At 56.0% G+C, this 12,677-nt stretch carries 10 protein-coding genes; 6 read left to right on the forward strand and 4 right to left on the reverse strand.

Features of this window, described 5'->3' with window-relative positions; genetic code table 11:
• The first annotated feature begins 155 nt into the window (after positions 1-155).
• Positions 156-836, forward strand: a complete 681-nt coding sequence (locus SD425_RS09070; protein ID WP_324677656.1) for a head GIN domain-containing protein — start codon at positions 156-158, stop codon at positions 834-836.
• A 192-nt stretch (positions 837-1,028) separates the two neighbouring features.
• Here SD425_RS09070 and SD425_RS09075 read toward each other — a convergent pair whose 3' ends face one another.
• A complete protein-coding gene (locus tag SD425_RS09075; RefSeq protein ID WP_324677658.1) occupies positions 1,029-3,071 on the reverse strand; it encodes a S9 family peptidase in 2,043 nt (680 codons plus the stop codon).
• 343 nt (positions 3,072-3,414) lie between these two features.
• On the opposite strand from SD425_RS09075, the gene dnaG reads away from it, so the two are divergent.
• From dnaG to SD425_RS09090, 3 genes are all read left to right on the forward strand, one after another.
• Positions 3,415-5,469 (forward strand): DNA primase, encoded by a 2,055-nt coding sequence (gene dnaG / locus SD425_RS09080; RefSeq protein ID WP_324677660.1) that lies wholly within the window; start codon positions 3,415-3,417, stop codon positions 5,467-5,469.
• Positions 5,470-5,649: 180 nt separating this feature from the next.
• Complete coding sequence (locus tag SD425_RS09085) at positions 5,650-6,228, forward strand: Crp/Fnr family transcriptional regulator (protein WP_324677662.1); 579 nt, start codon at positions 5,650-5,652, stop codon at positions 6,226-6,228.
• A gap of 91 nt (positions 6,229-6,319) precedes the next feature.
• Positions 6,320-6,721: a DUF4267 domain-containing protein gene (locus SD425_RS09090; protein ID WP_324677664.1), complete on the forward strand. Its 402-nt coding sequence runs from the start codon at positions 6,320-6,322 to the stop codon at positions 6,719-6,721.
• 109 nt (positions 6,722-6,830) lie between these two features.
• Here the strand turns inward: SD425_RS09090 and SD425_RS09095 are convergent, their stop codons facing one another.
• The 3 genes from SD425_RS09095 to SD425_RS09105 all read right to left on the reverse strand — a co-directional run bounded on the left by SD425_RS09095 (position 6,831) and on the right by SD425_RS09105 (position 9,591).
• Positions 6,831-7,568 (reverse strand): SDR family oxidoreductase, encoded by a 738-nt coding sequence (locus tag SD425_RS09095; RefSeq protein WP_324677666.1) that lies wholly within the window; start codon positions 7,566-7,568, stop codon positions 6,831-6,833.
• A gap of 217 nt (positions 7,569-7,785) precedes the next feature.
• Complete coding sequence (locus SD425_RS09100) at positions 7,786-8,622, reverse strand: AraC family transcriptional regulator (RefSeq protein ID WP_324677668.1); 837 nt, start codon at positions 8,620-8,622, stop codon at positions 7,786-7,788.
• Between the two features lie 324 nt (positions 8,623-8,946).
• Positions 8,947-9,591, reverse strand: coding sequence for a hypothetical protein (locus SD425_RS09105; RefSeq protein ID WP_324677670.1), 645 nt, complete (start codon positions 9,589-9,591; stop codon positions 8,947-8,949).
• A gap of 226 nt (positions 9,592-9,817) precedes the next feature.
• Between SD425_RS09105 and SD425_RS09110 the strand changes: the two genes are divergently transcribed.
• Positions 9,818-11,281: a S41 family peptidase gene (locus SD425_RS09110; protein ID WP_324677672.1), complete on the forward strand. Its 1,464-nt coding sequence runs from the start codon at positions 9,818-9,820 to the stop codon at positions 11,279-11,281.
• Positions 11,282-11,581: 300 nt separating this feature from the next.
• Positions 11,582-12,604, forward strand: a complete 1,023-nt coding sequence (locus SD425_RS09115) for a potassium channel protein (RefSeq protein WP_324677675.1) — start codon at positions 11,582-11,584, stop codon at positions 12,602-12,604.
• The last annotated feature ends 73 nt before the right edge of the window (positions 12,605-12,677 follow it).

Genomic DNA, 12,677 nt, shown 5'->3' on the forward strand with positions numbered 1-12,677 from the left:
GCTGCGGATACACTGACCTAAGAACTACCTGGGTGGTTGCTACACAGGTAAGCAAGTCGCTCAGGTGCTCACTCCTCTAGTTTTATAAAGCCAGGCAACGGCTAGCCTTTTTTATGCATCTGACTACCTGAACGCCAACTCTAAAACCCTTTCCGATGAAAACGACGACTGCTCTCCAACTCTGCACGCTGACCTTGGGCCTAGGTCTGGTTTCCTGCTCCGCTTCCGCACAGGAAAAGCAAACGCGTCAAACCGGCGATTTTCGTGCGATTAAGGCAAGCGGCGCGGTCAACATCATTTTGAAGCAGGGCGCCAAGACGTCGGTGGTGCTGGAAGCGCAGGATGAGATGCTGAGCCACATTCGCACCGAAGTGGAGAATGGCACCTTGCGTATTTATCGGGATAAAGATGGTGGCAGCCTACGCAGTTTGCTAGGTGGCAAAAGCGACAAAGTTGTGGCCTACATCACCACGCCTCAACTAACTGGCTTAGAGCTAAGTGGTGCCAGCGACGTGAAAAGCGAATCGGTTTTCTCCGCTGATCATTTTACCATTAAAGCCAGTGGTGCCAGCGACGTAACCCTAGGGGTGAAAGCCAGCACGCTCAACGTGGAAGCCAGCGGCGCCAGCGACATTCGCCTGACCGGCCAAGTGGAAAGCCAGCAAGTGCACATCAGCGGCAGCAGCGACTATCGCGCCTCTGAGCTGCTAAGCAAGCGCGCCACCGTAGAAGCCTCTGGCGCCAGCGACGCGTACGTATCGGCTGAGAGCTTGTCCTCGCACGCCTCTGGGGCGAGTGATGTGCACAATAAAAGCAAGTCGGTAGGGGCACGTTAAGCTGTTAGCCGCTCCAAACTAGGTTCATAAAAAAGCCTCATCCAGAATCGGATGAGGCTTTTTGCTTGGTTGCCGATAATTAAAAAAGTCATGCTGAGCTTGTCGAAGCATCTCGCGTGCAATGGTAATCCTGATACTAGCTCAACAAAGCAGGCGAGATGCTTCGACAAGCTCAGCATGACGTTCTACTTACTACTTCATCTCCATCGTTGCCGTACCGACTTTCTTGAGCGTCACCGTCTTCGGATCCACCGTGATTTCACCCAGGCGCTTGGCAACGGCGGGCGTCATGCTTTCCTGGTAGCGGCCGTGCAGGTAGCTAGCCATGAATTTCTCGGATGCGGCTATCATGGCTAGGTTGTTCACGGGGCGGGCAAAGCCGTGGCCTTCGTCGGGGGCGAGCAGGTATTGTACGGGGTAGTTCCGGTCGCGCAGGGCTACCACGATTTGGTCGGCTTCAGCCTTGTTCACGCGCGGGTCGTTGGCACCCTGCACCACCATCAGCGGCGTCTTGATCTTATCGGCCGAGTTCAAGGGCGACTGGCGGAACATCTGCGCTTTGCCAGCTTCCGTGTTGGGGTCGCCCATGCGGGCGTACATCTGCTTGCGGCCGGCTTCCCAGTACGGCGGAATGGCGTTGAGCAGCGTTATCAGGTTAGAAGGCGCCACGATGGCCACCGCTGCCGAATACACATCGGGCGTGAAGGCGACGCCGGCTAGGGTCGCGTAGCCACCGTAGGAGCCACCCATGATGCCGACGCGCTTCGGGTCGGCAATGCCTTGCTCCACCAGGTACTTCACGCCCCAGGTCAGGTCGTCCTGCATTTTCTGGCCCCATTCGTTGTTGCCGGCTTCCAAAAACTTCTTGCCGTAGCCGGTGGAGGCGCGGAAGTTTGGCGACAGCACCGCGTAGCCGCGGTTGGCCAAAAACTGATGATAGGCATTGAACCCGTACATGTCACGGGCCCACGGTCCGCCATGCGGGAAAATTACCACGGGCAAGTTCTTGGGATCAACACCTTTAGGCAAAGTCAGGTACGCGGGAATTTCTAAACCATCCGACGATTTGTAGCGCACTACCGTCATCGTAGCTAGGTCGGCGACGGGCAGTTTGGGCCGCGTTTCGTACTGTTTGGTGAGTTGCTTGGTTTGGCGGTCGAACAGGTAAGCGACGCTAGGGTGCGTGGCATCAGTAGCCGACAGCAGCCACAGGCGCTCATCAGTTGTGTGCGACGTGGGGTACACGTCGAGGTTCGGGAGCTTAGCAGCAACGGTTTTAAAGTCTTGCTCAAAGCTTTTGTCCAGCCACACGCGCCGCATCCGGTCATCGTTGTAGTCAATGAGAACGGGCTCGTGCGTTTTCTCCGAAATTTCCAGCGCACCTACATCGACGCGGTGCTGCGGATCGGCAGCAAACATGGTTTCCTGACTTGTGGCCGGGTCCATCAGCACAATTTCCGATAGGTTGCGGTCGGCACCCTTGTTAGTCGTTAGGTAAACGTGCTGATTGTCCTTTGCAAAGCCGACTACTTCGCTTTCTTCATCGAGTGAGGTTTTGTAGAACGGTGTCATCTGGTCGCCGTTCACACGCAGCCACTCGGTGCTGCCGTCGGCGTTCGAGCGGGCTGCTAGGCGGAGTTGGTCTTTCCAGTCGAAAATCCAACCTGAAATTCGGTCGGTATTCTTGCGCACCAGCGTTTTCGCGCCGGTAGCTAGGTTTAGTTTGTAGAGGTCGTGCCAAGCTTTGTCGCGGTCGTTGAGGCCGATGTAGAGCGTGTTGGGGTCGGTGAGGGGCACGTTATAAATAGCCACGCGCACGCCTTTGAGGCCGGTCAGGTCGCGGGCGGCGGGCACTTCTTGGCCAGTAGCCGGCTTTTCAGCGGGGTTCACGGCGTAGATGTTGAAGTTCTCATCGCCGCCTTTATCCTGCACGTAGAGCAGGTACTTGCCGTCGCGGCTCCAGAAGTAGTTGCGTACCGGCCGTGTCTGGTCGTTGGTCATAGGCCTAGCTTTATCGAACGGCTCCTTCAGGCCCTTCACCCAGATGTTGCGGGTGCCTTTATACGGTTTTATAAAGGACAGAAATCGGCCATCCGGTGAAAGCTGCCCGCCCGAAATCTCGGGGTCTCCGAAGAGCAATTCTCGATCAATGAGCGGCGGCAGGCCTTTTTGCGCCGATGCAACCCAAGGCAGCAATGCCAAGAGCAAGCAGAGAATAGTAGCATTTTTTTTCATCGATAGGATGTTGTAAAGTTCTGGTTTGAAGTAGGTTGTAATGAATGAATAAGTACAGCTATAGCTAGGTTAAATGCAAGTTTGTAGCGGACTATTTGAAGCCAAAGTAGAACCATACATCACTCAGATCAGATACCACCCCAGCGGCTCCTCGACCCGTAACGCTAGCCGAAGCGGAACGATGTAGCGCTAAGCTCCTGCTTGGCGCACGAGCAGCGCGAGTAATCGGAACTGCACCACCTAGCCCAAACGCGTAGGAACTCGCGTTGCTCGTGCGCCAAGCGGGAGCTTAGCGCTACTGTTATTTAGTACTACTTCTAGGTAGTGCACGTACCTTTGCTACATGGCCCGCATCCCCAAAGAAACCGTTGATCAGATTATACACCTCGCCGACATTGTGGAGGTGGTAGGCGACTTCGTGACCCTGAAGCGCAAAGGCCAGAATATGTGGGCCTGCTGCCCGTTTCACCACGAGAAGTCGCCGTCGTTTTCGGTAGCGCCGGCTAAGGGGCTATACAAGTGCTTTGGCTGCGGCAAGGCTGGTGGCGTGATTCAGTTCATCATGGACATCGAGGGCACCAGCTACGTGGAGGCTCTGAAGTACCTAGCCAAGAAGTACGGCGTTGATATTCAGGAAGAAGAAAAGACGCCGGAAGAACAGCTCATTCAGAACGATAAGGACTCGCAGTACATCGTTTCGAACTGGGCCAAGGATCATTACCACAAGCTGCTCACCGACACCGACGAGGGCCAAAGCATTGGCCTGAGCTACCTGCGCCAGCGCGGCCTCAACCAGCAGACCATCAAAACCTTCGAGCTAGGTTACTCGCTCGACCAGTGGGACGACCTGCTGAAATCGGCGGAGAAAGCGGGTTTTGAGCGCAAGTATTTAGAAAAGACGGGTCTCGCTATTGAGCGTAAGGACGACCAAGGCAAGGACACCGGCCGCCGCTACGACCGATTCCGCGGCCGGGTGATGTTCCCGATCCACAATATTTCGGGTCGCGTGATTGGCTTCGGCGCGCGCACGCTCAAGGCCAACGATAAGAGCGCCAAGTACCTGAACTCGCCTGAATCGGATATTTACCATAAATCCGACGTGCTATATGGCCTGTACCAAGCTAGGCAGGCCATTCGGAATGAGGAACTGTGCTATTTGGTGGAAGGCTACTTGGATGTGCTGAGCTTGCACCAGGGCAGCATCCGCAACGTAGTGGCCTCGTCGGGCACTTCGCTCACGGAGAGCCAGATACGTTTAATTGGTCGTTACACCGACAACGTGACGGTGCTCTACGATGGCGACGCGGCCGGTATTCGGGCGTCGTTGCGCGGCATTGACCTGATTCTGGAAGGCGGGCTGAATGTGCGTGTGGTGCTCTTCCCCGACGGCGATGATCCCGACAGCTACATCCGCAAAGTTGGCGACCAGCGCTTTAAAGAGTATCTGGATAATAATAGCCAGGACTTTATCAGTTTCAAAACCAATCTGGTAGCGAAGGAAGCGGCCCACGACCCCGTGAAGAAGGCCGAAGCTATCCGCGACGTGTTGCAAAGCATTGCCAAAGTGCCTGATCCGATCAAGCGGCAGGTGTTTTTGCAGCAAACCAGCGGCACCTTCGGCATCGATGAGCAAGTGCTCATTACGGAGTATAATAAGCTGGTAAAGAACAGCTCATCGAAAGCGGCAGGAGGGACGCCACCTAGCAGTAGTAGCACAGCGGCAAGGCCAGCATCTTTGCCGACGCCTAGCAGAGGTCCGCAGCTACAACCTGAACTCAGCCCTGAGGATGAAGCCGCTATGTACGGTGCTACCGAGGAGCTGTTTGGCCCGTCGGGTACCGGCTCAGCGGCCGATCCGGATGCCGAGCCGGTACCTGATGTGCTGCAAGCCTGCGAGCGGGAAGTGGTGCGCCTGTTGCTGCTTTATGCCGCGCAGCCGCTCTCTGATGACGTTAGCGTAGCACAATACCTACTTAGCCAACTGGATGAAACGCCACTCCGCACGCCCATCTACGCCGATATGCTGCACCTGTGCCAGGAGGAAATGAACCAGGGCCGCTGGCCCGAGGTGCGCACCTTTATTCAGCACGGCCGCGGCGACATTCGTGCGCTGGTCAGCGACCTAGCTACGGAGAAGTATGAGCTAAGCCCCAACTGGAGCACCCACCAAATCTACGTGCCCCGCGAGCTGGATCAGCTGCAACAAGCCTGCGACAACGCTATTCTGCGCTTTAACAAGGTAAATGTGCAACGCGAGCTAGCCGCCCGCCTCGACTCGTTGCGTGAGCCGCTGGATGAGGAAACGTTGATGGAAACCCTGCACGCCGTGAAGCTGCTCAAGCAAATGGATGACCAGCTCGGTACTATGCTCGGTACAGTGATTCCAAGGGGGGCGTAAGCTAGGTGGTTGTAAAAGTAGGGCAGGAGCCAACAAAATTGATTAGGTGCTGGTGGCGCCATGATCCAATTACCTTACAGCAGGTTGAAGCACAAGTGCTTCTTGAGGCTACAGGCTATGGCGCGTACTTAACCAGCAAGCCTTATCTCGACCTAGCTTGCTGATCACACTCGTTTTCGTATGACGCCACACGAGACTCTGCTTACTGTTATTCGCCGCTTCGTGCCGCTTACCCCAGCCGAGGAGGAACTGATTATCCCGTGGTTCGTGGCCGAGGAGCTACCCAAGGGTGGCTTCTTCCTGCGCCCGGGGGAGGTGAGCCGTAAAGTTGCTTTCATCGTGGAGGGCGTGTTTCACAACTTTCGCAACCGCGACGGGCAGGAACACACCTTCTACTTTGGCCGCGAGCAGGAGTTTATCGGCGACTACAGCAGCTTCTTGCCCGCTCAGCCTGCTGTGCACGCCATCCAGGCCCTGGAGCCGGCCCGCCTGCTCTCCATCTCCTATGATAACCTAGAGCGCCTCTACCGCCAGGTGCAGCAAGGCGAGCGGTTTGGCCGCTTGGTAGCGGAGATGTTGTTTGTGGACGTGTTGGGGCAACTCACCTCTTTCTACGAAGAGACACCCGAGGAGCGCTACGCCCGCTTTGTGCGCACCTACCCCGACCTGCAGCAGCGCATTCCCCAGTACTACATCGCCTCCTACGTGGGCGTGAAGCCCCAGTCGCTGAGCCGTATTCGGGGCCGCGCGATGTTGTAAGCCGCCGTGCCTTTATGCACTTGAGTGAATGACTGGCTGGTCAGGGCCACTGCACCTTTGTGCAGTACTTAACCCCGCTAACCTCCTGGTCATGACACAACGCAACATCACCCGCAGCCTGAGCCTACTTCTGGGCCTAGGCATGATCTTCATTGGCGCCCGTTTTCTGCTGGCACCCCGCGCGGGAGCGGAAGGCTTTGGCGTGTTTTTGCCGGCCGACAGCAATTACGCTTTTCATTACGCGAAAGGGATCCGCGACGTCTTCTCGGGTCTGTTGCTGGCGCTCTTCGCCGGGCTCGGGTACGACCGCCCCTTGGCTTGGGTCACACTATTGGGCGCGCTGATTCCTTGTGTAGACCTAGCCATCGTGCTGGCCCAGCCCACCGGCTCGCTCGCGTTGGCCACCCCGCACCTGTTGGCCATTGTCCTGCTGCTAGCGTTGACGGTGTCGCTTTTCACGCTGACTCGGCCCGCTTCCACTAACACTAAATAGACTCCTTCTGAGGGCTATAATAAGTAGGCTCTTCAGCGCGCTCTTCAACTGCCAGTCCGTAGCTTTTGTGGTTTTACGTCCGCAATGAAAGGCGTCTCCTTTGGAAGCCTTACCACGGGCACGTGGCTGGGGCAGGAAAGTATTCTTCACTGAAGAACTTACCGGTTGGGCCATCCGGACCTAGCAGCGCGTACTTTACGATGCGCTGCCCGGCCTCCGCTACCGTGCTAGTGCCTTGGTAGCCCGTGAAGTCGGTTTTGGTGTAGCCAGGGCATACTGCGTTAACTTTGAAGGGCGTGTCGCGCAGTTCATAGGCTAGGTTGAGGGTGTACATGTTCAAGGCCGTCTTCGACGCCTGGTACACCGGAAACCGGTAGGCAAAATGCTCGTCGTCGAAGTTGGCGTATGAGGTGAGGGACGCCATGGCTGTGCTCACATTAACGATGCGCGGCTGTGGCGACTTCTCCAGCAGGTCGAGGAAGGCCTGTGTGACCCCAGCCACGCCGAATACGTTCGTTTCAAACACGTCTCGGAACTGCTCTCGCGTGGCGTGGCGGGCCGGCTGGTACATACCGCCGGAAATACCGGCATTGTTGACCAGCACATCCAGAACCGGTGTTTTCTCACCAATCGTGGCCCGAGCGGCCCGGATAGAGTCGGGATTGGTAACGTCTAATTGGATGGCAGCGAGGGTTGTGAGTCCGGCGGCCTGGAGCTGTTGAACTGCGGCTTCGCCGCTCTCCAGATTACGGCTGCCGAGATACACGAAATAGCCTTGCTGGGCGAGTTGTTTGGCGACTTCTAGGCCAATGCCTTTGTTGGCACCGGTGACTAATGCTGATTGCATGGGGGTTGAACTATGTGAATAGGTGAAGGAAAATGAGCCGGTGAACCCTTTCAGCCGGACAACTTGGGGCAGGGCGGGCATAGCCCTAGCCGGAAGGCACTAATGGGTGCCTTTTATGCATTTGTGTTTAGTAGGAACAGCGCGCTATGGGGCGCTTATTTGCTGATCTATCTCAGCTGTTTTCAACAGGCGCTGCTGGTTTCAGTGGCTTGCTGTTTCAACCTGTTAGCAACCGGTCGCTAGCCCCGGATCCGGCTAGAGCGGTAGGGGGATAGCCATATTGCTTTTTAAATGCATAAGAGAAGTGCGCCAGATTCTCAAAGCCTACCTCCAAGTACAGGTCCACGGGTTTTCTCCTTTTTTCCGCTAACTGGTAGTGAGCCAACTCCAATCGTTTCTGCGTGAGCCAGCGCTGAGGGGACAGTTGAAACGCTTTTTGGAAGTCCCGCTTGAAAGTAGTGAGGCTACGGCCGGTCAGGTAGCTGAACCGGGTCAAGGGCAGATTGAACTGATAGTTGGCTTCCATAAACTCTACTAGGTTCACTTTTCCGGGCGCGGAAAAATCGGCCAGCACCCCGTCGCTCTGCGAGTCGAGGCTACGTAAGATTTCGATGACCTCCGTTATTTTCACTTCAAGGAGCTTTTCCGGTAGGTGCTGTTCCAGTTCCAGGTAGGGGAGAAGGGAAGCGAAGAGACTCTGTAGGAGTAGGCTTTTGGGAAACAGCAACAGGCCAGCGGCCACAGGCTGGGTAGGTTCCGCCGGATGTTGTGTGTAATACGCCCGCACCAGGTCTGTGGGCAGCTTGAGGATAACGGCTTGATATGCAGCCCTATCTTTCGGGTACTTCAGCAGCGTTGTTGGTTGGTTTCGGCGCAACAGCACCGTGTCACCCGCTGTGGCATAGTGCATGCGGTCGGCCTGCACTACTTTCAACTCGCCAGCAAGCACACGGATCAGGACATTATCAACGAAGGTTTTCTCTCCTCCGTAGCGTTGGTCGCCACTACAAACTGCCACTAGGTCTGCGTAGGGATTTATCTGCTTGACGTTCATGGGGGAGTGTGGTTTAACAGCTTACTCAACCGCTTGCTTCAGCGTTGAGTGCTTGTTAACTATGCAAAAGTAAACAGTACTGACCCGGTCTACTTTGTTGACAAGGCCGAATATGCTTTGTTCAGCGGCCCACCCTAGCATGATCCAATTTGTCCTCGCGTGTAGCGGTATTCTCTCGAAAGCCTGCTGGGCGCATCTTGTCACTGCTGATCATGCATGAGCACGGCGAAGTTTCATCATGACATTTGCCGAGCAAGGTCCCAGAAGGATTGTAGGCTCAGTTGAGCTCCCAAGCAGAGCTTAAATGACAACTAGATGCGTGGCTTATGGCAAGCGCACGGCCTGTGCTCGGATCGTCCGGCGGTGTACGAACCAGGCCGCGAGCAAGCCTAGCATGCCTATTCCCACACAGATACCTAGCCAGAGCAGCAGGTTGTAAACGTCAGTCAGAGTTCGGTAGATGGCCGTGTAGAGAAAGAGCACCAGGCCCACCATTTCCCATAAACGGCTTCGGTACAAAGCGGAGGTAGGCACCGTTAGCAATGGCTGCTGCACCAACACGCGCAATATATTCCAGTCCCACACCAGCAGCCCCACCGTAGCGAGCAGCATGCCCGCGGTGATGATATAGGTGTAGCCAAATGGGTAGGAAATGGTGATGACGTAGATGTTGGCGATGATAGGTAAAAAGGCCAAGGCGCCGGCTAAGGCATAGCGCTGGGTCATTAGCAAGAAGCCCGCGACAAGCTGCCCTAGCCCAATGAATTGCCAGTACAGGCCCGACTGGTACATTGTTTCAAAGAAGTGCGCTGCGCTGTGAAACGGGCTGCCCTCCCCACTGATGCTCGTAAAGCGATGCCCTTTGAGCTTAATTAAGCTGGCAAAGACAAATGTACCGCCAAGCAGATAGCGGGTATAAATAACGGCGAGTTGTAACCATACCTTTTCTTTCAGAGCGGACAGCGACATAGCTAGGATAAGCGTTAAGAAACACGACTACTATCAAGTGGAAAGCTAAGCAAGGAACCTGCTGTTTTTCAAGAATTTCTTGATAACGCCGTGGCTGTTGTAATGCTAGACAACCACATAAAGCAGCCGCAATTAGACTGAAGAAGCGGTTTGTATAAAGTACGAAATATTTCGTGTTTCTTAAGTAAGTTTGTCGGCATCCTTCTGCCACTTTGCTTCTTGTCGTATGAAAACCTGGCTACTAGTGTTGTTACTAGTAAGTGCCCGTAGCTGGGCTGTCGCTCAAGCTACGGTGACCACCGCTTATGATTCAGCGGCACGCTACTCAGTGACCCAAATGCGCGCTGACCTAGCCTATGTGCGTCGAGCGCTGGAAGAAGTGCATCCGGCCCTTTACTGGTACACTTCACAGGATACGCTTAACCGGGCTTTTTCTCGTGCGGAAGCGGCGCTCACGCGCCCGTTGAGCGAGCCGGAGTTTTGGCGTCAGTTGCAAGCCTTGGTGGTGCAAGTGCATTGTGGCCACACGCGGATACGGCACTCGGCTGCCTACCAAGCGTGGTTTCGGCGGCAGCCTCATTCGTACCTACCTTTCTTGGTGGTCGTTCGGCAAAACAGGCTGTTCATTACGGATAATCAGAGCGCTACGCCGGATTTGCGCCCTGGCACCGAGGTGCTCGCCATTGACGGACACCCCACGGCCGAGCTGCTGCCGCGCCTACGCTCTCTTATTGCCGCCGACGGCTACGGAACACAGTTCCAGAACCAAGAGTTGGCCGCAGGCTTTTTCGACGAGTATTACTGGAATTTCTATCCCAGCCGCTCCGTGTACCCGCTGCTGGTAGCCGACAGCACCGGCCAGCCGCAACAGCTAACCCCGCAGCCCCGCCCGGCTACCCCGCGTCCGGCATCGGCGCCGCTTACGCCCGACCAGCAACGAACCCGCAAGCTGGAGCGGCTGCGCTCGGTCAGTTACCTCGGACAGCTGCCGGGCACAGCCGTGCTACGTATCCGCGAGTTCAGCTACGACGAGCTGGAAGACTACCGAACCTTTCATGCGCAGACGTTTGCCGAGTTGAAGCAGCGCCAGGTCAAGCGGTTAGTGCTGGACTTGCGCGGTAACGGAGGTGGTAACCTGAACCTAGCCAACGACCTGCTGAAGTATCTACTTAAGCGGGACTTTTACCTAAGCAAGAGCGGGCGGGGCCGCGTGTTTCTGCCCTCCTTCATGCAGCCCGACTCGACCCAGGCTGCCTATTTCGATACCACCAGTGTGCGGCGTCTACCAGGCGGCGGGTTTGCGAAAGTCAGTAGCAGCCTGGGCCAGCAGCATCCGTACCGGGGAAGCTATTTTCGGGGGCAAGTGGTGGTGCTAGTTGATGGTGGTACCTTTTCGGCCGCGTCCCAGCTAGCCGCTAGTTTACGGGCGCAACGGCGGGTGGTCGTCATCGGTCAAGAAACTGGGGGCGGCGAGGCCGGGTGCAATGGGGGTACTCTCTCCGAGTTGGAACTACCCAACACCCACCTAGTTCTGCAACTACCGCACTTCCAAATGCTATCGGCTTGCCCTCGCCCGCACCTAGGTCGTGGCGTGCAGCCCGACGTGGAAGTACTACCTACGCCTCAGCAGGTGGCCGTTCACGCCGACCCCATCTTGGAGCAGCTGCCGTTGTTGTTACAAAGGCACTAGCATGCGCGTAGTTGAAGCTAGGCCCATGGCCTTCGACTTAGTAAGAAACACGCGGTAGGGGTGCGAGCCGATTTGCTCGATTATTTTGCTGTGACGGTTGCGGAACGCAGGGTCAGATGCTCCGTTATCTTGCAGCCCAATTAGCTAACTCTCTTCTTTTCCCTAATCCTCCGAAAAGAAGAGAGTTAGTTTTGGATTCAGGTAGGCTACCAGCGCTAGCTTTAAATGAAATAGAAGCTAGCTTTGAAGCTAGGCCGCTTGGCTAGGAAGCAAGGCACGTCGAACACAACTAGAACCCCCATGTGGAAGCGCGCTGCTGCTTTGAACCGCTTTATGGTGTCGTTGGTGCTGGCCTTGGCCAGCCTTACCATCGGGGTCATTGGCTTCATCCTGATTGAGCACTATAGCCTGCTCGACGCCTTCTACATGACCATCACCACCATTTCGACGGTGGGATACGGGGAGCTGCATCCATTTTCGCCGGCGGGGCGGCTGTTCGTTTCGGTTTATATCTTCTTTAACCTGCTTTTTGTTGCCTACTTAATATCCCAACTCACCACGTATATCTTCAACGGGGAGCTGAGCACGCTGTTTAATATGTACCGGACCGACCAGGAAATCAAAGGGTTTACGAATCACGTCATTGTGTGTGGCTTCGGGCGCAATGGCAGCAAGGCCTGCGCCGAACTCCTGGCCAATGGTGCGCAAGTAGTCGTGGTAGAGCAAGACCAGGAGCTGCTGCGGGCAGCCACCGAAAGCGGCCTAGGACCTATTGCGGCTATTCTCGGCGATGCTACTGCCGACGAAACGTTGTTACAAGCCGGCGTTGAACGCGCTCAGGCGCTCATCTCGGCCCTACCCAAAGATGCCGACAATGTGTTTGTAGCCCTCACAGCCCGTGGCCTCAATCCGACGCTCAAGATCATTGCCCGGGCCAGCATCAAAACCAGCGAGAGCAAGTTGCTGCGTGCTGGGGTCGATTCGGTGGTGATGCCGGAGGAAATCGGCGGCTCGCACATGGCCAACCTGATTATGCGGCCGGAAGTAATCCGCTTCCTAGATATGATGAGCGGCCTAGGTCCTAACAAGTTGCGATTGGAAGAGCTACGCTACCAGGAGTTTCGCCGCGAGTGGCAAGGCCGCAGTATTCGGGAGCTAGATGTCCGCTCCCGCACCGGCGCCACCATCATTGGCTTGCGTCTGCAAAGCGGGGAAGTGCTCGTCAGCCCGAGCGCTGATACCCGCCCCGCGCCCGGCGACGTGCTGCTGATTTTGGGCACCGACGAACAGGTGCGCGCCATGTTGCAGCAGTTTCACGTATAAGACCTAGGAGCCGAGTAACGGAGTAACTAAGTAAGTTTGCTACACGATAGTAGACCGTTGCTCCGTTACTCTG

The organism is Hymenobacter sp. GOD-10R (genome assembly GCF_035609205.1).
In the GTDB taxonomy this organism is placed as follows: domain Bacteria; phylum Bacteroidota; class Bacteroidia; order Cytophagales; family Hymenobacteraceae; genus Hymenobacter.